19 protein-coding genes are annotated in these 19,657 nt (G+C 62.8%); 9 read left to right on the forward strand and 10 right to left on the reverse strand.

All coding sequences use genetic code 11. From position 1 onward, the window contains the following. The first annotated feature begins 125 nt into the window (after window positions 1-125). Both BHD07_RS06755 and BHD07_RS06760 read left to right on the forward strand, forming a co-directional pair. Window positions 126-572, forward strand: a complete 447-nt coding sequence (locus BHD07_RS06755) for a c-type cytochrome (RefSeq protein WP_013844129.1) — start codon at window positions 126-128, stop codon at window positions 570-572. A gap of 122 nt (window positions 573-694) precedes the next feature. Further along, on the forward strand, window positions 695-1,609 hold the full coding sequence (locus tag BHD07_RS06760) for a c-type cytochrome (RefSeq protein ID WP_338278583.1): 915 nt from the start codon (window positions 695-697) through the stop codon (window positions 1,607-1,609). Between the two features lie 23 nt (window positions 1,610-1,632). Here the strand turns inward: BHD07_RS06760 and BHD07_RS06765 are convergent, their stop codons facing one another. Both BHD07_RS06765 and BHD07_RS06770 read right to left on the reverse strand, forming a co-directional pair. Further along, window positions 1,633-2,136: a GNAT family N-acetyltransferase gene (locus BHD07_RS06765; protein WP_100674527.1), complete on the reverse strand. Its 504-nt coding sequence runs from the start codon at window positions 2,134-2,136 to the stop codon at window positions 1,633-1,635. Window positions 2,137-2,325: 189 nt separating this feature from the next. Beyond that, window positions 2,326-2,739: a MerR family transcriptional regulator gene (locus BHD07_RS06770; RefSeq protein WP_018094518.1), complete on the reverse strand. Its 414-nt coding sequence runs from the start codon at window positions 2,737-2,739 to the stop codon at window positions 2,326-2,328. A 289-nt stretch (window positions 2,740-3,028) separates the two neighbouring features. On the opposite strand from BHD07_RS06770, the gene bla reads away from it, so the two are divergent. Further along, a complete protein-coding gene (gene bla / locus BHD07_RS06775; RefSeq protein WP_338278587.1) occupies window positions 3,029-3,919 on the forward strand; it encodes a class A beta-lactamase in 891 nt (296 codons plus the stop codon). A 134-nt stretch (window positions 3,920-4,053) separates the two neighbouring features. Here bla and BHD07_RS06780 read toward each other — a convergent pair whose 3' ends face one another. The 6 genes from BHD07_RS06780 to BHD07_RS06805 all read right to left on the reverse strand — a co-directional run bounded on the left by BHD07_RS06780 (window position 4,054) and on the right by BHD07_RS06805 (window position 13,023). Continuing rightward, entirely contained in the window at window positions 4,054-6,387 is a 2,334-nt protein-coding gene (locus BHD07_RS06780) for a glucose/quinate/shikimate family membrane-bound PQQ-dependent dehydrogenase (protein WP_338278589.1), read from the reverse strand. Window positions 6,388-6,617: 230 nt separating this feature from the next. Beyond that, entirely contained in the window at window positions 6,618-8,090 is a 1,473-nt protein-coding gene (locus BHD07_RS06785) for a protein adenylyltransferase SelO (protein ID WP_338278591.1), read from the reverse strand. A 167-nt stretch (window positions 8,091-8,257) separates the two neighbouring features. Beyond that, window positions 8,258-9,214 (reverse strand): homocysteine S-methyltransferase family protein, encoded by a 957-nt coding sequence (locus BHD07_RS06790; RefSeq protein WP_324763092.1) that lies wholly within the window; start codon window positions 9,212-9,214, stop codon window positions 8,258-8,260. Window positions 9,215-9,308: 94 nt separating this feature from the next. Beyond that, window positions 9,309-9,836, reverse strand: coding sequence for a DUF1697 domain-containing protein (locus BHD07_RS06795; protein ID WP_338278593.1), 528 nt, complete (start codon window positions 9,834-9,836; stop codon window positions 9,309-9,311). A 12-nt stretch (window positions 9,837-9,848) separates the two neighbouring features. Beyond that, window positions 9,849-11,957 (reverse strand): S9 family peptidase, encoded by a 2,109-nt coding sequence (locus BHD07_RS06800; protein ID WP_338278595.1) that lies wholly within the window; start codon window positions 11,955-11,957, stop codon window positions 9,849-9,851. Window positions 11,958-12,132: 175 nt separating this feature from the next. After that, window positions 12,133-13,023, reverse strand: coding sequence for a VOC family protein (locus BHD07_RS06805; RefSeq protein WP_338278597.1), 891 nt, complete (start codon window positions 13,021-13,023; stop codon window positions 12,133-12,135). A 341-nt stretch (window positions 13,024-13,364) separates the two neighbouring features. Between BHD07_RS06805 and BHD07_RS06810 the strand changes: the two genes are divergently transcribed. The 3 genes from BHD07_RS06810 (at window position 13,365) to trhA (ending at window position 15,118) form a co-directional block, all read left to right on the forward strand. Further along, entirely contained in the window at window positions 13,365-13,787 is a 423-nt protein-coding gene (locus BHD07_RS06810) for a universal stress protein (protein ID WP_100671998.1), read from the forward strand. A 59-nt stretch (window positions 13,788-13,846) separates the two neighbouring features. Further along, window positions 13,847-14,191, forward strand: coding sequence for a TraR/DksA family transcriptional regulator (locus tag BHD07_RS06815; protein WP_018094528.1), 345 nt, complete (start codon window positions 13,847-13,849; stop codon window positions 14,189-14,191). Window positions 14,192-14,455: 264 nt separating this feature from the next. Then, entirely contained in the window at window positions 14,456-15,118 is a 663-nt protein-coding gene (gene trhA / locus BHD07_RS06820; protein ID WP_100672000.1) for a PAQR family membrane homeostasis protein TrhA, read from the forward strand. Between the two features lie 22 nt (window positions 15,119-15,140). On the opposite strand, the gene BHD07_RS06825 is transcribed toward trhA, so the two are convergent. Then, window positions 15,141-15,638 carry a hypothetical protein gene (locus tag BHD07_RS06825; protein ID WP_338278602.1) on the reverse strand — a complete coding sequence of 166 codons (498 nt, stop codon included), beginning with the start codon at window positions 15,636-15,638 and terminating at the stop codon, window positions 15,141-15,143. 190 nt (window positions 15,639-15,828) lie between these two features. Next, window positions 15,829-16,236 (reverse strand): peptide-methionine (R)-S-oxide reductase MsrB, encoded by a 408-nt coding sequence (gene msrB, locus BHD07_RS06830; RefSeq protein WP_338278604.1) that lies wholly within the window; start codon window positions 16,234-16,236, stop codon window positions 15,829-15,831. Window positions 16,237-16,488: 252 nt separating this feature from the next. Between msrB and BHD07_RS06835 the strand changes: the two genes are divergently transcribed. From BHD07_RS06835 to BHD07_RS06845, 3 genes are read left to right on the forward strand one after another with little or no spacing between them, the layout of a single operon-like run. Next, entirely contained in the window at window positions 16,489-18,864 is a 2,376-nt protein-coding gene (locus BHD07_RS06835; RefSeq protein ID WP_275596582.1) for a putative monovalent cation/H+ antiporter subunit A, read from the forward strand. Further along, window positions 18,861-19,280 (forward strand): Na(+)/H(+) antiporter subunit B, encoded by a 420-nt coding sequence (locus BHD07_RS06840; RefSeq protein ID WP_018094534.1) that lies wholly within the window; start codon window positions 18,861-18,863, stop codon window positions 19,278-19,280. The genes BHD07_RS06835 and BHD07_RS06840 overlap by 4 nt, the downstream gene beginning before the upstream one ends. After that, a complete protein-coding gene (locus BHD07_RS06845; protein ID WP_003527393.1) occupies window positions 19,280-19,657 on the forward strand; it encodes a Na+/H+ antiporter subunit C in 378 nt (125 codons plus the stop codon). Before BHD07_RS06840 ends, BHD07_RS06845 begins: the two co-directional genes overlap by 1 nt.

Consider the following 19,657-nt stretch of genomic DNA (forward strand, 5'->3'; position numbering starts at 1 on the left):
GCGTCGGGAATTGTGCTGAATCGACAAGCACATCAAAAAAAAGTTACTTCCGTAGAAAACCCAAAATGCCATCATGCCGGCGCTTGAACACCACGCCGCGGAAGCGGGTCAGACCGGAGAACATGATGAAGATACGAGCTCTTATGCTTGCCGCAGCCCTGGCGGGCCTGGGCGTGACCGCCGTGACGGCGGCCGACGAGCCGCAGGCGGTGCGTCAGCAGCTGATGAAAAAGGTGGGAAAGGCCACGGGCGAACTCAGCGGCATCGCCAAGGGTGAAAAGCCTTATGACGCCGAGATCGTCAAAGCATCTCTGGCGACGATAAGCGAGACGGTGAAGGTTTTCCCGAATCACTTCCCGGCCGGCTCCGAAACGGGAATGGAAACCGAAGCAAGTCCGAAAATCTGGGAGAACATGGAGGACTTCAAGGAAAAGGCCGCCAAGCTCGGCGGTGACGCAGAAAAGATCCTTGCCCAATTGCCGGCAGATCAGGCCGGTGTCGGCGCCGCGCTCGGCATTCTGGGAAAGGACTGCAGCAGCTGTCACGAGACCTACCGCCTGAAGAAGAATTGACGATCAGACGGTTCTTCCAACCCGATTTGAACCGCGCCGGTTCGCCGGCGCGATCTCTCCGCAAGCAGGTCGAAAAGCCCTCCGGCCGTTGTCATCCGCATTCGTGATTTCAAGAGGAGCCCATGGGCCGGCGCGCGAGGTATCTGGTTTCTGGTCTGGTCCTGCTGGTGGTGGCGGGAGGGAGTCTCGCCTGGTGGCTGACCAAGCCCGATCGTTGGGACGCCGCTCATTGGGAGGGGCTCGGCGAGCCCGATCTCGCCAATGGCGAACGGATCTTCTGGGCCGGCGGCTGCGTCAGCTGCCACGCCGCTCCGGGCGCCAAGGACGACCAGAGGCTCGTCCTTGGCGGCGGCCGCACCCTGAAGAGCCCTTTCGGCACCTTTTATCCGCCCAACATCTCCCCCGATGAAACCGTTGGCATCGGCAACTGGACGCTTGCGGAGTTCGGCGACGCGATGACCCGCGGCGTCGGAAAGGACGGCGAGCATCTCTATCCCTCCTTCCCCTACGGCTCCTATATCCGGATGACCGCGAAGGACGTGAACGACCTTTGGGGCTTCATGCAGACGCTGCCGAAGAGCGGCAACGCGACACCTCCGCACGACCTGGCATTCCCCTACAATGTCCGCCAGGCGCTCGGAGCATGGAAGCTGCTGTATCTGAACGCGGAGCCGCGTACTCAGGTCAATACCGCCGACACCAAGCTCGCCCGCGGGCAATACCTCGTGGAGGGCCCTGGTCATTGCGGCGAATGTCACACGCCGCGCGATGCGCTTGGCGGCTTCGAGGAGGGCCGGTGGCTCACCGGCGCACCCAATCCCGAAGGCGAAGGCCGAATTCCCGACATCACCCCGTCTTCGAAAAGCATCGGGGGCTGGAGTGCATCCGACATCGCCTCCTATCTCGAAACCGGCTTCACGCCGGATTTCGACACGGTCGGCGGCTCGATGGTCGAGGTCCAGAAGAACATGGCGGAGCTGCCGGCCTCCGACCGCGATGCGATCGCGGCCTATCTCAAGGCGCTGCCGGCGCTGTAAACCGGAGCGACCCGCGGCCTCCGTCACCCGAGTCTCTGCAGGTAGCGCATGCCGGTTACCGGGCGCGGTACGAAACGCTCGGACTCGTAGAAACGGTGCGCCTGGAAGTTTCCGGTGGCGGCACTGACCGAGAGGTAGTCGCAGCCCGCCATTTTCGCCTGCTCGCGAGCCTTGGCCACGAGGTGGCGCCCGATGCCGGTGCCGCGGTGACCGGGGCGGACGAAGAGGTGGTGCATTTCCATGCCGCGGGCACCTTCGGCCGCCCGGTATTGCGGGACGAGAACGGCATAGCCGATCAACGCGCCGCCGGCTTCGGCGACCAGCGCCGTGATCCAGGGCGTGCGTCCGAAGAGATCCCGCTCGAGCTGTTCGGGCGTGACGGTTGCGGCATCGCCGTGATGGGCGGCAAGCTCGGCGACCATCTCGCGCAATTCGGCGAGATCACGTGGCTTGGCGCAACGGATCGTCACCATCGGCGCACGGGCCGACGGAACGGGCTGAAGGGTAGGGGTGACGGTCTGCAGCATTCTCGGCTCCTAATGGTTCTCTTCCGCCATCAGGTGCCGTGAAAAACAAAAGCCGCCTGATGGCGGCCTTGTTGAATATGATCAGCAGGCCGCTCCTATCGGAACAGCCAAAAATATACGCTGGAAATGGGCGCGTTCTTGATCATGCGCGTAGATTGTCCAAATCCCGGAATTTGTCAACGAGGAATTTCAATGCTCTTTTCCGCACAGCGAGTGGTCGGCAAGCGCGCGGATCACATGGCAATCGCCGATCGTGTGATCGCCATGGCAGGCGACGATGCGCTCGAGCTCATGCTCCAGCCTTCTGAGCCGGGCGATTTTTTCCCGCACGGAGGCAAGATGCTCGGTCGCGATGCGGTCCGCCTCGCCGCAGGGGCGTTCCGGATGTTCGCTCAATGCCAGAAGGTCCCGGATCGCCTCAATCGAAAGTCCGAGGTCGCGTGCGTGGCGGATAAAGGCGAGCCTTTCAAGCTCGTGCTTTTCATAGCGCCGCTGATTGCCCTCCGAGCGCTCCGGCGCCGCGAGCAGTCCCATCTGCTCGTAATAGCGGATGGTCGGGATTTTTACGCCCGTCCGCCGGGAAAGATCGCCGATCGTATACATGCGATGGCCCAGTGCTCCAACACTTTGAAACTGCGTGTTTCCGGACGGAAACCGTCACACCGCTTCCTTATCCTCTAGTCTCTAGAGCTTTATATGGACAGGGAGCTGCCGCCGATCAAGCCTTGAAAGCGGCATCCGGGGTTCGTTCCGTGTCGAAGAGCGCAGCTTCGGGCACAAGCCCGCCGCAATCGCCCTTTAGCGATTCGACCGTCGGAATCGACAGGAATAATATTCCAGATCAATAATTTAGCTATGTCTCGGCGCTTGAGCCCCACAGACGGAGGAAGACATGCCTTTGCACATTACCCGCCGAGCAATGCTGGCCGCGTCGGCCATGCTCTATCCGGCATTCGTGCTCGGAACGCCCGCGAATGCGGCCGGTGGGGCGGAGGAAGACGTCACGGAACGACTTCGCCGGCTTGAAGAGCGCACCGGCGGACGCCTCGGGGTTGCCGTGCTCGACACCGAGACCAACATCTCGTTCGGGCACCGGGAGGCCGAGCGTTTCGCCATGTGTTCGACCTTCAAGGCGCTTGCGGCGGCTTGCGCGCTGGCACGCGTCGATCGCGGGGAGGAAAAGCTCGAACGGCGGATCACCTTCGGCAAGGAGGTCCTGCTGCCTCACTCGCCGGTGACGGAAAAGCATGTGGGTGGCAACGGCATGACGGTCGCGGAACTCTGCGAGGCGGCGATCACCATCAGCGACAATGCCGCCGGCAACCTGCTGCTCGAAAGCTTCGGGGGACCCGAGGGCCTGACGTCCTGGCTGCGCTCGATCGGCGACGAGACCACGCGGCTCGACCGAACGGAGCCCGAGCTGAACGAGGCCAGGAAGGGCGATCCGCGCGACACCACCACACCGGCCGCCATGCTCGACACACTCGGGAAATTGGTCCTGGGTCCAGTCCTCTCGCAAGAAGGGCGCCAGCAGCTCATCGACTGGCTGGTTGCGAACAAGACCGGCGATGCGCGGCTACGGGCGGGCCTGCCCAAGGACTGGCGGATCGGAGACAAGACGGGAACGAGTATGACCGGTGCCGTTTCGGATATCGCCGTCGCCTGGCCACAGGGCCGTGGCCCGATCCTGATTTGCGTCTACATGGGCGAGGCCGAGGCGCCGCTCGACGACCTGAACCCAGTCTTCGCCGATATCGGCAGTATCGTCGCCGACATGGCCTAAGGCCTGTTGAGATACGGTCCGCCCGCCGCCGCTTGTTTGCCCTTCTCATCTCTGTGACAACCACAGAGATGAGAAGGGGAGAGATTGCAGTCCTCCGAAAAGCCCATGCGGGCGCGCGCATTCCGGTTCGGGCGTCAGGGCAGCGTATAGGCGATGACATAGTCGCCCGGCTTGGTGCCGACCGAACCGTGTCCGCCCGCTACGATCAGCACGTACTGCTTGTCGCCGACCGTATAGGTCATCGGGGTCGACTGGCCGCCGGCAGGAAGCCGCGCTTCCCAGAGCTGCTCACCCGTGGTCAGGTCGTAAGCCCGGAAGTAATCGTCGACCGCGGCACCCAGGAAAGCGAGACCGCCCTTGGTTATCATGGGTCCTCCGATGCCCGGTACGCCCAGCTTGAAGGGCAGCGGCAGCGGCGTCATGTCGTAGACCGTGCCGTTCTTGTGCTTGTAGGCGATCTTGCCGGTTCTGAGATCGGCGCCTGCGACATAGCCCCATGGCGGGGCTTGGCACGGAATCCCGAGCGGGCCGAGGAACGGACCCATAAAGACCCCGTAAGGTGCGCCTTCATTGCGGTTGAGGCCCTGTTCGCTACCCTTTTCGCCCTCGCCCTTCGGGGCGATCTGGTCGCGCGGAACGAGCCGCGAGGTGAAGGCGAGATAGGTCGGCATCCCGAACATCACCTGGCGTTCCGGGTCCACGGCGACCGAGCCCCAGTTGAAAGTCCCGAAATTTCCGGGATAGACGATCGTCCCCTCGAGGGAAGGCGGCGTGTAGCGCCCCTCGTATTTCAGCGATCTGAATTCGATACGGCACGCAAGCTGGTCGAACATGCTGATCCCCCACATGTCGCGCTCCATGAGCGGCGGGGGCATGAAGGTGAGGCCCGAGACCGGCTGGGTGGGGGCAGTGAAATCCTCGGGGATCGCGCCGCCGGGCGCGGGTACTTCCTCGATCGGGATAATCGGCTCCCCGTTTCGCCGGTCGAGCACATAGATGTCGCCCTGCTTGGTCGGTCCGACGAGGGCCGGCACGACGGTCCCGTCCTCTCTCGTGATGTCGAGCAGGGCGGGTTGCGCGGGCACGTCCATGTCCCACAGGTCGTGATGCACGGTCTGCCGTACCCAGCGTACCGCGCCCGTGTTGATGTCGAGGGCGACGATGGAGGAGGAATATTTCTCCACATGCTCGCTGCGTCCCATGCCGAGCTGATCGGGTACCTGGTTGCCCATGGGGATGTAGACGAGGCCGAGCCCCTCGTCATAGCTGAAGACCGACCAGCTGTTTGGCGAATTGGTGGTGTAGGTTTCACCCGGAGGCAGCGGCGTCGTCACGTCCGGATTTCCGCTGTCCCAGTTCCAGATGAGGGCGCCGGTGTTGATGTTGAAGGCGCGGATCACGCCCGACTGCTCCATGGTCGAATAGTTGTCGTTGACGGCACCGCCGATGATGATCTTGTCGCCGACGGCGACCGGCGGCGACGTCGAATAGTAATAGCCGGCCGGGTTGTACTTCATGCCCTGCTCCAGATGCAGGACCCCGTTATCGGCGAAGCTGGTGCACACCTCTCCATTCGTCGCGTCGAGCGCGATCAGGCGGGCGTCGGACGTCGGCAGATACACCCGTGCGGCGCAGGGGCTGCCGGGCGCCGCGGCCGGATCGGCCCAATAGGTGACACCGCGGCAGGTCTGGTGCTGACGGTCCGGGTTCATGCCGGAATTCGAATCGTACTTCCACTTCTCCTGGCCGGTGGCGGCGTCGAGCGCGATCGCCCAGTTGTGCGGTGTGCAGACATAGAGCGTGTCCTTCACCTTCAGCGGCGTCACCTGGTAGGTGGTTTCGCTGACGTCCTCCGGCAGCTTCACGTCACCGGTCTGATATTGCCATGCCACCTGGAGGTTCGAGACGTTCTCCGGGCGGATCTGGTCGAGCGGGGAATAACGCTGGCCGAAGGGCGTGCGCCCGTATTGGTGCCATTCGCCCGGCGGCACGTTGCCCCCGAGATTCGGGTTTGCCACGACTTCGCCCGGCAGATCGCCCCTGATGTCGTGGGGGTCCTGCGTCATCGAAAACAGCGCAACGCCGATCGATAGAAGGCTGGCCAGGGCGAGCGGCCAGGCGCGCGCGCCGTATTGCTCGCCGGTGGGGCTGACGAAGCCGAGGGGGCGCCGTATCCAGGGTGTGAGCAACCACAGCCCGAGCAGGATAATCACGCCGCCGCGAGGCCCGAGCTGCCACCAATCGAATCCCACCTCCCAGACCGCCCAGGCAAGCGAGCCCAGGACGACCAGCGCATAGACCCAGAGCGCGGCGGCGCGTCGGCGAAAGAGCAGAAACGCGGTGAGCAGAAAGCCCAGGCCAGCGACGAGGTAGTAAGGGCTGCCGCCGAGCAGCAGGAGCCGCGTTCCGCCCGCACCGAGGGCGAGGCCGATCACGGCAAAGACGATGGCGGTCAGGACGATGAGCATCAAGTAGAACTCCCGAGTTGAGGACGTGCCGTGGACACGACTGATTCCGCGGGCAGGCCCGGCCGGGCCTGGAGGAGAACGCGCATTACCGACACGAAGGCGCGGCTCCGTGCGGAGCCCGGTCGGTGCGCTATTTCGAAGTTAACGCAAAACGCGTGCCTTTCAATGGCCACAATCCGACGGAGACCGAGATTGTCGGCGCATGGTCGCGTGACGATCGACAGGGAATGTCAGGTGCCGCAGAAGGTTTGGAGCACTTCCTCGCCCGGCTTGGGTGGCGCGGCGTAGGCTTCGCGGCCCGGCTCGTCCTCGTAGGGACTGGAGGTCACGTCGACGAGCGCTTCGAAAAGCGAGAAATCCGCGTCTTGCGTTGCCGCATCGATCGCCTGTTCCACCCGGTGGTTGCGCGGAATGAAGGCGGGATTGACGGCGCGCATCGCGGCAGCGCGTTCGGTCGCCGGCTGCGGTTCGCGTTCGAGCCTTCGGCGCCAATCCACGAGCCAGGGTGAGAGTGCCTGCGGTTCTTCGAAGAGGCTTGCAAGCTCCGTATCGGCGGCCGCGTTTTCCGCGGATGCCGCCAGCCGGCGGAAGGTGAGAGTGAAATCGGCTTTCCCGTTCTGCATGAGCGTCAGCAGCGACTGAACGAGGTCGAGATCCTCGTCTTCGTCCGTGAACAGGCCGATCTTGCGCCGCATGCCGCCGAGCCAATGGTTCTGGAAGATACTCCCGTATTCGCCAAGAGCGTCGTTGGCGAGGTTCACGGCCGTGTCCGCCACGGGATCGAACAGCGTCACCAGCGTCTCGGCGAGGCGGGCGAGGTTCCACTGACCGATCGCCGGCTGGTTGGCATAGGCATAACGGCCGAACTGATCGATCGAACTGAACACCGTTTTCGAATCGTAAACGTCCATGAAGGCACAGGGGCCGAAATCGATCGTTTCGCCCGAAATCGTCATATTGTCGGTATTCATCACCCCATGGATGAAGCCGACATGCAGCCAGCGCGCGATCAGTGCAGCCTGACGCGCCGCGACCGCCTTGAAGAGCGCGAGATAGGGTTTCTCATCCTTCTTCAGCTCCGGATAATGACGGTCGATCACATAATCCGCGAGCGTCTTTATCGACTCCATGTCGCCGCGTGCCGCGAAGAACTGGAACGTGCCGACACGAATGTGGCTTGCCGCGACCCGGGTGAAGACGGCACCCGGCAGGATCTGTTCGCGGTAGACGGGCTGACCCGTGACCGTGGCGGCCAGCGCACGGGTCGTCGGCACGCCGAGCGCGTGCATCGCCTCGCTGACGATATATTCGCGTAGGACAGGCCCGAGCGCCGCCCGTCCGTCGCCGCGGCGGGAGTAGGGCGTCTGGCCGGCTCCCTTGAGCTGGATATCGCGCCGCCGTCCGCCGGCGTCGGTCACCTCTCCGAGCAGGATGGCACGTCCGTCGCCGAGCTGCGGCACGAAAGCGCCGAACTGGTGGCCCGCATAGGCCATGGCGAGCGGTTCGGCACCTTCGGGGACGAGATTACCCGAAAAGATCGCCGCGCCGTCGCGTTCGAGCGCTTCGGAGTCGAGCCCAAGCTCGACGGCCAGCGGTCGGTTGAGCTTGATCAGCCACGGTTCCGCGACCGGCGTCGGCTCCACACGGGCGTAGAAATTGGCCGGCAGCCGGGCGTAGCTGTTGTCGAAGCGGAATGCGGTCATCTTTGAAATTGGCTGCGTTGGAACGGAACTCATCGCGATACAGCGGCACGCCGGAAGTCGGCCGCCCTTTCGCAGCAAGTCTACACGAGCCTCGCGCTTTTCGCGAGTTTTCGGCCTGGACGCCTATATGAGCCCCCTCGCTCCTTCGTGCGAAGGGGCCGTCGCGATCAGGCACTGAGCGCAGCTCGTGGCAGGCACGCCTCGCAGATCGCCGCCATGTGCCGGTGGTCGGTACCGCAACAGCCGCCGAGCACCCGCAAATGCGGCAGGCGGCGGGTGAGCGAACGATAACGTTCTGCAAGGTCGCACGCGTCGCCCGCATCCAATGTCTCGCTCTCGTCGAGTTCGGCATGGCTCTTCGTCGAGGCATTGGCGCGAATGCCGCCGATCCGCCGGACCCAGGCGCTCTGCCGTTCCAGCACATTCTCGAAATGGGTCGGATGGGCGCAATTGATCATGTAGTAGTGCGGATAACCGCCGGTCTCGGCGTCCACCGTCTCGATCGCGTGCTGTAGCGAGCGACCGGTAACCAGGCGGCCGTCGGTCTCCACCGTGAAGGAGATGGCGCAGGGCATGTCATGGCCCCTGGCGGCCCGGACGACCCCGATCGCCTCCTCGGTATTCGTCATCGTGACGGCCGTGATCATGTCTGCTTGGCTGTCGGCAAAGGTGGCGACCTGGGCGCAATGATAGTCCTCCGCTTCGTCGGCCGTAATCCGGCCCGCCTGATAGCCATCGCCGCGCGGGCCGATCACGCCATTGAGGACGACCGGAGCCTGCGGCCGCTCGTACTCGGTGCGCAACCCCGTGAGGAGATCAACGGCATCCTGATTGACCTTTCTCAATGCCGCCGCATCGTAGCCGAGTTTTTCACCCCAATCGGCATTGGCGCGCCATGTGGCGGTATCGAGCACGAAGCCGGTGCCGTGGCGCCTGGCGATTTCGAGATAGCGCGTGTAGTAGCGCAGAAGCCGCCGCCGGCCTTCCGCCGTCGAGAGCAGGACGAAGGACGCGAAATGCGGGAGTTCGATCCCCTCCTGGAAGATCAGCGCGGTCTCCATGCCACCGTCGCTCAAGAACATGCCGCCCCGTACAAGCGGCAGATCGTGTCTGTACCTGGCCAAGTCCTCCACCTTTATCCCTCCTTGCGTTTGTTCTCCTGCCAAATTGGCAGGGGCGCAGCAGAGTATGCACAGGTGTCGGCGTCTCGCTGTAACGTCAGGAACCCTCTTCCATCGCGGCGGCCATTTCCGCCAGCTTGCGTATTGTGTTGAGATTGCGCGCCGTGCCCGGTCTGAGCGCCGGAAGCTTCAGCTTCGACCGTCCGGATCCATTCGGATAGTGGATATAGATTTCGCGCCCGTCGATCCGCACCTTTTCTCCATCGGGTGCCACCAGCTTGTCGAGCGCGTCGCGGGGAGGCGGCTCCGGCAGGAAGGTGATCAGCAGCAAGTTCGGCTTGGCATCGAGAAACCGCTCCGCCCTGGCGGCGACGTCCTCCAGTTGGCGACGGCTGCGGAGCAAGACTCCCGGCGCTTTGCCCATTTTCGCCGCCAGCGCCTGTTCGAGTTTCGCCTGCACTGCGGGCTCAGGCAGATCAGAGCGAAAAACGACGTTGCCGCTCTGGATATAGGTCTTGGCGCCCGCGAAGCCGAGCCCATCGCAGGCGGCCCTCAAGTCCGCCATCGTCAGCTTGCCGGTGCCGCCCACATTGACGGCTCTGAGCAGTGCTACATAGACCGGCACCGGCTCTTCCCCTTACGCCTTGCCTGCGACCTTGATGGCGAAGGCATATTCGAAGGCGATCTCCTCCAGCCGCTGAAAGCGACCGGAAGCGCCGCCGTGGCCGGCGTCCATGTTGGTCTTGAGCAGGATGGGTTCGCTGCCGGTCGTCTCCTCGCGCAGTTTCGCCACCCATTTCGCCGGTTCCCAATAGGTGACGCGCGGATCGGTCAGGCCTCCGAGCGCCAGAATGGCGGGATACGGCCTGGCACCGACATTGTCGTAGGGCGAGTAGCTCGCGATGATGTCGTAGAACTCCGGGCTGTCGATCGGATTGCCCCATTCGGGCCATTCCGGGGGTGTCAGCGGCAGCGTGTCGTCCAGCATCGTGCTGAGCACGTCGACGAAGGGCACCGCGGCGATGATGCCGCGGAACTTCTCCGGCGCCATATTGGCGATGGCGCCCATCAGCATGCCCCCAGCCGAGCCGCCCTCGGCGACGATGTTCGCGTAGGAGGTGAACTTCTCCTGATTCAAATAATCGGCGGCTGCGATGAAGTCTTTGAACGTATTGGTCTTCTTCGCCATCTTGCCGTCTTCGTACCAGTGGAAGCCCTTGTCCTTGCCGCCGCGGATATGGGCGATCGCATAGACGAAGCCGCGGTCGACGAGCGACAGGCAGTTGGTGTTGAAGCTGGCGGGAATGGTGATGCCGTAGGCACCGTAGCCGTAAAGCAGGCAAGGGGCGGATCCGTCGAGCGGTGTGTCCTTGCGATAGAGCAGGGTGATCGGCACCTGCTCGCCATCATGCGCCGGGGCGAATACCCGGCGGGTCACATAGGCGTCCGGATCGTGCCCGGAGGGGACTTCCTGCGTCTTGAGCAGCGTGCGCTTGCGCGTCTGCATGTCGTAGTCGAACAGTTGCGAAGGCGTCGTCATCGACGAATAGGAGAAGCGGATGATGTCGGTGTCGTATTCGGCCGCACCCGAAAGCCCCAGAGAATAGGCCTCCTCGGCGAATGCGATGGCGTGTTCCTCGCCGGTGCGGCGGTCGCGGATGACGATTTCCGGCAGCCCGTTGCGGCGCTGCAGCCAGACCAGATGCCGGGCATAGGCCATATGGCTGAGGATCAGCGTTCCCGGCTTGTGCGGCACGACCTCGCGCCAGTTTTCCTTCTGCGGCGCTTCCACCGGCGCTTCCATGATCTTGAAATCCTTGGCGCCGTCGGCATTGGTAAGAATGTAGAAGACGTCGCCGCCCTCGGTCATGGAATATTCAAGACCGGTTACGCGCTCCGCCACGATCCTGGGCTCCGCGGCAAGGTCGCTGGTCGGGATGAGCCGGTACTCGCTCGTCTCGTGGTCATGGATGTCGATATAGATGAAATCGTCGAGGAGCGAACCGCCGACAGACATGAAGAAGCCGGCATCGGGCTCCTCATAAACCAGCCGGTCCTCCGACTGCGGCGTGCCGATGACGTGGTGGAAGATCTTCGATGGCCGGTGGTTCTCGTCGAGCACGGTATAGAAGAAGCTCTTGCCGTCCGGCGCCCAGGCGCCGCCGCCGCCCGTATTTTCGAGCAGGTCCTCGAGGTCCTCGCCGGTCGAAAGATCGCGCACCTTCAAAGTGAAATATTCCGACCCTTTGTCGTCGTACCCCCAGATTCCGCGGGAATGATCGCTCGAATGGTCGAGCCCGGCGATACGGAAATAGGCCTTACCTTCAGCCTCCCTGTCGCCGTCGAGCAGCACCTTGCGGATCGTCTCGTCGCCCGCAGCACCCTCGCGCGGGATCCGGAAATAGCGCGGATGCTCGCCGCCGGTGACGTAGGACGTCCCGTAGGCAAAAGGGCCATCCTTCATCGGAACCGACGAATCGTCTTCCTTGATCCGGCCGCGCATTTCGGCAAACAGCGTCTTCTGCAGATCCTTCGTGTCCGCCATCGCGGCGTTCATATAGGTATTCTCCGCCTCCAGATGGCGACGGATCTCGGGATCCAGGATCGACGGATCCTTGAACATGGCCTGCCAGTTTTCGGCCCTGAGCCAAGCGTAATCGTCGGTGCGGGTCATGCCGTGGCGGGTATCCGTTGCCGGCTTTTTCGGGGCGACGGGTGCGGCGGGCAGGTTCTTGAATACGGACAAGGCATGTCTCCGGGATCGGTCCTGCTGCATGTCTTCCGGAGGGGAAAACAGGCAGCAGATTAATGCGCTACAGCGACCTCTTGCGCGTCTGACGAGACGTGCGGCGCCGTATGGGGGAGACAATGAGATAGAGGGCACCAGCGCGGCGATCAAGCGGAAAGGGCCGCCCAGACGCCTAGGCGACGAGTTTGAGGCCGATGCCCCACGGGTCGGTGAGGCTATACGTGTCGCCCTGCCTGTCCCTCGCTATTTCGAGCGCGTCGAGCTTCTGGATCGCCGCGTCGAGGGCCTCCGGGTCCCGGAAGCGGATCGTGTAGTCGGCAAGACCGGTCATGTTGCCCTGGCGTTTCGGCGCTCCGCGAGAATTCCAGATATTGGCTGCCACGTGGTGATGGTACTTGCCGGTCGCGAAGAAGCTGGCTCCAGGGTAGCGTGCCATGAGGTCGAGCCCCAGGCCATTGCGGAAAAAATCGTCCGCCTGCGGGATATCCGAGACCTGGAGGTGAATGTGACCGATCGTGGTGCCGGCCGGCAAGCCGTCCCAGCTGTTCTTCGGCACCTCGTCGTAGAGTGCCTGCAGATCGAGCGGCAGCGTGTTCATTGCCACCATGCCGTCCGCTCCGTAATTCCATTCGGCGCGTGGGCGATCGCGATAAATCTCGATTCCGTTACCCTCCGGATCAGCGAGATAGATCGCTTCGCTGACGAGGTGATCGGAGGCTCCCTGCAACTGCACCCCGTTTTCGGCGGCGTGCACGAGCCAGCGTCCGAGCTCGGTGCGGTCCGGAACCAGGAATGCGTGATGGAAGAGACCGGGTGCACTTCGCGGAGCCCTTACGGCATTGCCGTCGCCCGTCAATGTCAGCAGCGGTCTTCCGGCGACGCCGAGGGTCACGCCGCTTTTGTTCGCCTCGATCGACGACAGACCGATTATCCGCTGGTACCAGGACGAGACCGTCTCCAGGTCGCTGACGACAAGATGCGACCGATCGACATAAGCGGGCATCGCGGTCGCGTGATCGGCGGGAACGCTGGCCTGCGGCTTCGGTTGTGCGGTGTCCTTCATCCTATTCGCCTTTCGGACAGCGGGAGGGCGACGCCCGAGACTGTGATCTGCTGCCCAGATCCAATATGAGCACGTCAACACGTAGGCGAAAGCTCTTTTATTACTTGATGTTGTGTTCGACAAACGTTGACAGTCGCGGCGGCCGCGCTACCTTTAACGGTGGGAGCGATGGGAGCAGTGGGGCGGTCACTTTGATCCAAGTCAAGGCCCGTACAACCGTCACCGTGCGATATCGGTCCGGCGCAGGACGGCGTACGTGATGTGGTTTCCGTCCGTATCGGGAGCCAGGGGCCGTCGCATTCGGCGTGCGACGTGGTAACATAGGAAAAGGACGTAGCAGCATGTACAGGAAGATCATCGTGCCGATTGCCATGGATCAACTGGAGCACGGCGAGTCCGTCCTTGGCATTGCCGAGAAACTGATCGACGAGGGGGGAGAGATCATTCTGCTCAACGTCGTCGAGGATCTCAACGCCTATGCACAAGGTTACATGATCGTCGATTTTCCGCTGGAGATGATCGAGGAATCGCGCAAGCACGCGGTCAAGACCCTGGAAGCGCTGAAAACCAAGCATGGCATCAACGGACGCGTCGAAATCCGCACCGGCGGAGCTGCCGGCAGCATCAATGCACTGGCCGAGGAAGAGAAGGCCGACCTGGTGATCATCGCGTCCCACCGCCCGGGCCTGATCGACTATTTCATCGGGTCGACCGCCAGCCGTGTCGTCAGCCATTGCCCCTGCGCGGTTCTCGTCGACCGGTAACACTGGGAATAAACGGCACGGTGCAGGCCCCCTGCGCCGCGATCCGAAGGAGTCACGCAATGGATAAGTATGCGCTTGACGACTTTCGCGAACAGCTTTTGCGCCGCAAACGCGAACTTCATGGCCGGTTGGTGCAGATAGAGGAAGATCTCGAGCAGCCGATGAATGCCGATGTGCCGGATCGCGTAACGGAACGGGAGAGCGATGAGGTCCTGGAGGGACTCGGCCTGGCCGGCCAGGGCGAAATTCGCGCGATCGATGCTGCACTCAACCGCATCGAAGCAGGGACCTTCGGCATTTGCGTGCGTTGCGGCGACCCCATATCCCCGGAAAGGCTGCGCGCCGTGCCGCATGCTCCGCTCTGTCAGACCTGCGCCGCCGAGATCGCGACCGGCGGGAGATAACCGCCCAAAGATCCCACCTGCTCCAGAGAAAGCCGTTTGCCGCACGCTCCGGCGAAGGGTGCGGTATTTGTTGTAATGCGTTGCAAAAGTTGATCCTTTCGCCCGATCCTGGTGCTTTGCCGTGCCGCCGGCCTGTGGCAGGATGAACCGAACCAGGTGATCTTGCGGTGTTTCGAACCGTTCGAATCCGCCGTGATCGATCATGAGGTATTTCGTTGCTGCTGCAGGCTGCACGGATATCGAAAGCGGAGCGGGAGGGGCCGCGTGAAGGTTGCCGGCGTCAAATGGGACTACGACCGATCGGAGATGATCGCCGACGCAATCGTCCACGGGATCGGGCTTTCGGCGGCGCTCGTCGGTGTTACCGCCCTGATCTTTTACGCCACCGTCTGGAGCACGTCCGGGCAATTGGCCGCGGCTTCGATCTATGGCGGCGGGCTCATCGCCGCCCTGTCGATCTCATTCGTCTATAATCTCTTTCCGGTGGGCCGGGCCAAGTGGCTGCTGCGTCGGCTGGACCACTCCGGAATCTTCGTGCTGATCGCTGCAACCTACACGCCGTTTCTGCAGCGCGGCTGGGATGATCCGTTCCTCTTCTCGATGCTGGTCGCCATCTGGCTTATCGCAGCCGCCGGCATCGCCATGAAGTGCCTCCTGCCGGGGCGCTTCGATCGGCTGGCGATCCTGCTTTATCTCGCAATGGGCTGGAGCGGCTTGCTCGCCGCGAAATCCCTCTTTACCGCCTTGAGCGCGACGACCCTCACTCTGATCGTCATCGGTGGCGTCATCTATTCGGTCGGGGTCATCTTCCATGTCTGGGAGCGCCTGCGCTTCCAGAACGCCATCTGGCACGGCTTCGTCGTCACGGGAGCTGCTGTGCACTATTCCGCAGTCCTGACCTGCATCAGCAGCGCCGCCGTATCTTAAGCTTGGAGTCAGAGCTGCAGCTTCAGTCTGCAGCAGGCCGACATTCTTCCGACGGCCTGAGTGCCGAGGCCATGCGCGAGATGACCCCATCGAAACTGGTCAGTTTGCTCTTCCGATACTGGAGCCTGAAATAGGCGGCGCTGCCGTCGCAGAGCGCAATCGCCCGCGTATAGAAGACGTCGCTCTCGCGCGCGCCGGAAAAGCTCGCCCAGGCGGACGTGACGCGCGAGAAGATGATTCGCCAGTCGTCCTGCTTCTCGTAGCCGATCCTTTCGGCGACGTCGGTTTCAAAGTCGCCATCCGGCGGATGGGTGCCGAACACCATGAGCGTCGCACCGTTGTCATCGGCGTGAAATCTGACACCGTCGCCGTTATCGGCCTCGAGGCCCATCTCGAATCCGGGCGGGATCTCGACCGTGTAACCGAAGCGGGGATTGGCGTAAGGGTGCCAGTCGTCCTCGGCGACAGCGGGCGAGGCAAGCGTCACGAGGAGCAGAGATGCGATACAGGCACGGCGCATGCGGGGCGTCCTCTAGGCTTCGTTCGACCTGCCGCTTCTCCTCACCGCGCCGCGCGTTTTGTTCTGGACGCCGAGGGCCGCCGCAACGGCTTTGAACTGCTGCACCATCTTATCTTCAAAACGTTCCGGGTTTAAGGGCATGCGACAGATCACACGCAGGCTGGAAAGTGCCGCCGAAACAGGCCCGTGGTCAATCCTCCTCGAATGTCATCGCGGTGCCGTTCAGGCAATAGCGCAGGCCCGTCGGTGGAGGCCCGTCGGGGAAGACATGGCCGAGATGGGCGTCACAAGCGGCACAGCGAATCTCCGTTCTGACCATGTGGTGCGAGCGGTCGACATATTCAGAGATCGCGTCCGGATCGACCGGGGCGAAATAGCTGGGCCAGCCGCAGCCGGAATCGAACTTGGTATCCGAGCGAAACAGCGCGCGGCCGCAACAGACGCACTTGTAGGTGCCATGCCTTTTATTGTCGAGGAAGGGGCCGGTGAAGGGACGCTCGGTGCCATGTTCGCGTGTGACGCGGTACTGCTCGGGCGTCAGCGCTGCCCGCCACTCCTCGTTCGTCTTCGTAATCTTCGGCATCCGGTTTTCGGACATGGCTGCGCTCCTTTCGATTGCAGCGAATATATAGGATGGGTTCTGCTTGGGCACAAATGGGGGTCGATGCCAGGAGCTCCGCGTTTTGGACAGGATACTGATCGGGGTCGGGACGAAGCCGCTGCCCTCTACACAGTATAAACGTGGCATAACCTCACACCCCGGCCGATTTCCCTTGAGGCAGGCCCGACCATCTTCTATGTCCGGTTAAAGCTTGACTGAAAGATCAATGAGAAGGAGCGTGTCGATACGATGGATGCCGCGGCCCTGACATTCCTGGCCCTCGGTCTTCCCTTTGCCGCGGCCGTCGTCGCGCCGGCCCTGACCCGGCTTCTCGGCGGGAATGCCGCCTGGCTGTTGGCGCTGGCGCCACTCGCCGTCTTCATGCATCTCGCAGGCTTCATTCCGGAGGTCGCCGCCGGCGAGATCGTCACCGGCGGCTATATCTGGATACCATCCTTCAACGTCAGCTTCTCCTGGCTGATCGACGGCTTGTCACTGACATTTGCACTTCTGATTTCGGGCATCGGCACACTGATCGTCCTCTATTCGGGCGGATATCTGAAGGGGCATCCCGACCAGGGCCGCTTCTTTTCGTTCATTCTGATGTTCATGGGCTCGATGCAGGGGCTCGTCGTCTCGGACAGCTTCCTGATGCTCTTCGTCTTCTGGGAGCTGACGTCGATCACTTCGTTCCTGCTGATCGGCTTCGATCACGGCCGCGAGGCGGCGCGCCGCGCGGCTTTGCAGGCTCTGGTCGTGACCGGGGGAGGCGGACTTGCCTTGCTTGCCGGGCTCCTCATCCTGTGGAACGTCAGCGGCGTCACGCAATTTTCGCTGCTGCTGTCCTTCGGAGACGAACTGAAGCAGAGCCCCTTCTATCTCGCGGCGCTGCTCCTGGTCCTCGGCGGCGCATTCACCAAGTCGGCACAGTTTCCGTTTCACTTCTGGCTGCCGAACGCCATGGAAGCGCCGACTCCCGTTTCGGCCTATCTGCACTCGGCGACGATGGTAAAGGCGGGCGTCTATCTTCTGATGCGGCTCAACCCGGTGCTCGGCGGCACGACGGAGTGGCAGGTGCTGTTGCCGCTCTTCGGCGTGACGACGCTCGTCGCCGGAGCCGCCCTGGCAGTGCGCCAGACGGACCTGAAGATGATGCTGGCCTATACGACCATGTCGTCGCTGGGTCTTCTGGTCATGCTGACCGGGCTCGGCCTGCCCTACGCCATTGAAGCCGCAGTGCTTTACCTGGTGGCGCATGCCCTGTTCAAGGGGGCGCTGTTCATGGTGGCCGGCATTATCGATCATGAAACCGGTACGCGCCACCTGACGAAGCTCGGCGGCCTGCGCAGCGCCATGCCTCTGACCTTCGCCATAGCTCTTGCGGCGGCCCTGTCGATGGGCGGCCTTCCGCCATTTTTCGGGTTCCTTGCGAAAGAGGAAATCTACGCTGCACTCTCCGGTTTCGACCGTCGGTCCATGGTGTTCGCGGCCTTGACCATCCTCGGCAACGGCCTGATGTTCGCCGTCGGCTTCGCGATCGCTCTAAAACCGTTTCTCGGCCCTAAGGTCGATACGCCGAAGCATGCCCACGAGGCACCGGTGCTCCTCTGGATCGGCCCGGCTATCCTGGCTGCGATGGGCCTTTCCAGTGCGCTGATGTCGGGCCTCGTTCATCGGTTCGTGACCTCGCCCATGGCCTCGGCCGTTGCCGGCGAGCCGAGAACCGTGACGATATCGCTCGCACCGCATATCGGCGTGCCATTGTTGCTCTCCGTGGTGACGCTGGCGGTCGGCGTCGTTCTGTTCCTCAATCTGACGCGGCTGCGCGCGGCCATGGCGGTGATCCTCGCCGATATCGGCTGGGGACCGGATCGAGGCTTCGACCAGTTCATACGCGGCCTCGTGCGGTTTGCGGTCGCCGCGACCCGGCGCTTGCAGGGCGGCCGTCTCGATAACTACATGACCGTGACCTTCCTGCTCGTCGCCGCCGTCATGCTCGCATTGCCGCTGCGCTATGGCGAATTCCCGCGCGCACCTTTCTTTCCGGGCGACGTCCCGCTGCACGAATTCGCGATCATGGCGATCGCCGTGCTTGGCCTCTTCGCCGTGGTGCTGGCCGCGGACAGGCTGACGGCGATCGTGTCGCTCGGAATTCAGGGCTTCGCCGTTGCGATGCTCTTCCTGCTTTACGGCGCTCCGGATCTCGCCTTCACCCAGTTCATGATAGAGACGCTGTCCGTCGTCGTGCTGGCACTCGTGATGACCCGGCTGCGGCTGTCTCCCTCCGATCACCGACCACTCAGACAGAAGCTTCCCGACTTCACGATCGCGCTCGCCTGCGGAATCGGATTCGGCCTTTTCCTCCTCCGGGTTACCGGTGTGCCGTTCGATTCGACGCTGACGGAATTCTTCAACCTCTATTCGAAATCGATCGCGCACGGCGCGAACGTGGTCAACGTCATCATCGTCGACTTCCGCGGTACGGATACGCTCGGCGAAATTGCCGTCGTGCTGGTTGCCGGCCTGTCCATCCTTTCCCTCGTGCGGTTGCGGGCGGGATCGTTGAGACGCGGCGAAACGCGCGAGATCGCGGCCGCTGAAGCGAACACGAAGGAGCCGGTATGAAGTCGATCATTTTTCGGACCGTCGCGCCCTTCCTCGCCGGATTGATGATGCTTTTTTCTATCTTTGTGCTGCTGCGCGGCCACAACGAGCCCGGAGGCGGCTTCATAGGCGGTTTGATCGCCGTTTCGGCGCTGGCGATCTACGGCATCGCCCACGGTGTGGAGACGGTGCGGCGGGCGATATTCTTCCACCCGATGGCTATCGCGGGCGCCGGCCTTTTCGCCGCGACCTTGGCGGGACTGGCGTCACTTTTCGCGCGGGTGCCGTTCATGACCGGGCTGTGGATATATCCCTCCTTTTTCGGCGTCGAAGTTCCGCTCTCCACGGTCATGCTGTTCGATACGGGGGTCTACCTGGTCGTCGTCGGTGCCATCAGTTCGATCGCGCTGTCGCTTGAAGAAAGAGGGGGCGCCTGATGGAGACATGGTTTTCCCTGCTGGTCACTTTCTTCTTCACCGTCGCCATTTACCTGCTTCTGTCGAAATCCATCATCCGCGTCCTCCTGGGCGTGGCGATCCTGGGAAATGCGGTAAACCTTCTGATCTTCACCGGCGGCCGCCTGACGCGCGACGTACCGCCGGTCATAGCGGAGGGTGCCGATGTGCTTTCCGGTCCGGCGGCCAATGCCTTGCCGCAGGCGCTGATCCTGACCGCCATCGTCATTTCCTTCTCCTTCTTCGCCTTTCTCCTCGTTCTCGCCTGGCGCGCCTATGAAGACCTCGCGACAGACAACACGGACGAGATGCGTGTTGCGGAACCGGTGAACGAGCCGGCGCCGCCACTGGGATACTGA

Origin of the sequence: Sinorhizobium sp. KGO-5, assembly GCF_036245905.1 — a bacterium.
In the GTDB taxonomy this organism is placed as follows: Bacteria; Pseudomonadota; Alphaproteobacteria; order Rhizobiales; family Rhizobiaceae; genus Sinorhizobium; species Sinorhizobium meliloti_A.

What these genes read in the sequence shown, in the direction of transcription:
- BHD07_RS06755 (WP_013844129.1), top strand. Translation starts at nt 126, where the DNA reads ATGAAGATACGAGCTCTTATGCTTGCCGCAGCCCTGGCGGGCCTGGGC.
- BHD07_RS06760 (WP_338278583.1), top strand. Translation starts at nt 695, where the DNA reads ATGGGCCGGCGCGCGAGGTATCTGGTTTCTGGTCTGGTCCTGCTGGTG.
- BHD07_RS06765 (WP_100674527.1), bottom strand. Translation starts at nt 2,136, where the DNA reads ATGCTGCAGACCGTCACCCCTACCCTTCAGCCCGTTCCGTCGGCCCGT.
- BHD07_RS06770 (WP_018094518.1), bottom strand. Translation starts at nt 2,739, where the DNA reads ATGTATACGATCGGCGATCTTTCCCGGCGGACGGGCGTAAAAATCCCG.
- bla (WP_338278587.1), top strand. Translation starts at nt 3,029, where the DNA reads ATGCCTTTGCACATTACCCGCCGAGCAATGCTGGCCGCGTCGGCCATG.
- BHD07_RS06780 (WP_338278589.1), bottom strand. Translation starts at nt 6,387, where the DNA reads ATGCTCATCGTCCTGACCGCCATCGTCTTTGCCGTGATCGGCCTCGCC.
- BHD07_RS06785 (WP_338278591.1), bottom strand. Translation starts at nt 8,090, where the DNA reads ATGACCGCATTCCGCTTCGACAACAGCTACGCCCGGCTGCCGGCCAAT.
- BHD07_RS06805 (WP_338278597.1), bottom strand. Translation starts at nt 13,023, where the DNA reads ATGAAGGACACCGCACAACCGAAGCCGCAGGCCAGCGTTCCCGCCGAT.
- BHD07_RS06810 (WP_100671998.1), top strand. Translation starts at nt 13,365, where the DNA reads ATGTACAGGAAGATCATCGTGCCGATTGCCATGGATCAACTGGAGCAC.
- BHD07_RS06815 (WP_018094528.1), top strand. Translation starts at nt 13,847, where the DNA reads ATGGATAAGTATGCGCTTGACGACTTTCGCGAACAGCTTTTGCGCCGC.
- BHD07_RS06825 (WP_338278602.1), bottom strand. Translation starts at nt 15,638, where the DNA reads ATGCGCCGTGCCTGTATCGCATCTCTGCTCCTCGTGACGCTTGCCTCG.
- msrB (WP_338278604.1), bottom strand. Translation starts at nt 16,236, where the DNA reads ATGTCCGAAAACCGGATGCCGAAGATTACGAAGACGAACGAGGAGTGG.
- BHD07_RS06835 (WP_275596582.1), top strand. Translation starts at nt 16,489, where the DNA reads ATGGATGCCGCGGCCCTGACATTCCTGGCCCTCGGTCTTCCCTTTGCC.
- BHD07_RS06840 (WP_018094534.1), top strand. Translation starts at nt 18,861, where the DNA reads ATGAAGTCGATCATTTTTCGGACCGTCGCGCCCTTCCTCGCCGGATTG.
- BHD07_RS06845 (WP_003527393.1), top strand. Translation starts at nt 19,280, where the DNA reads ATGGAGACATGGTTTTCCCTGCTGGTCACTTTCTTCTTCACCGTCGCC.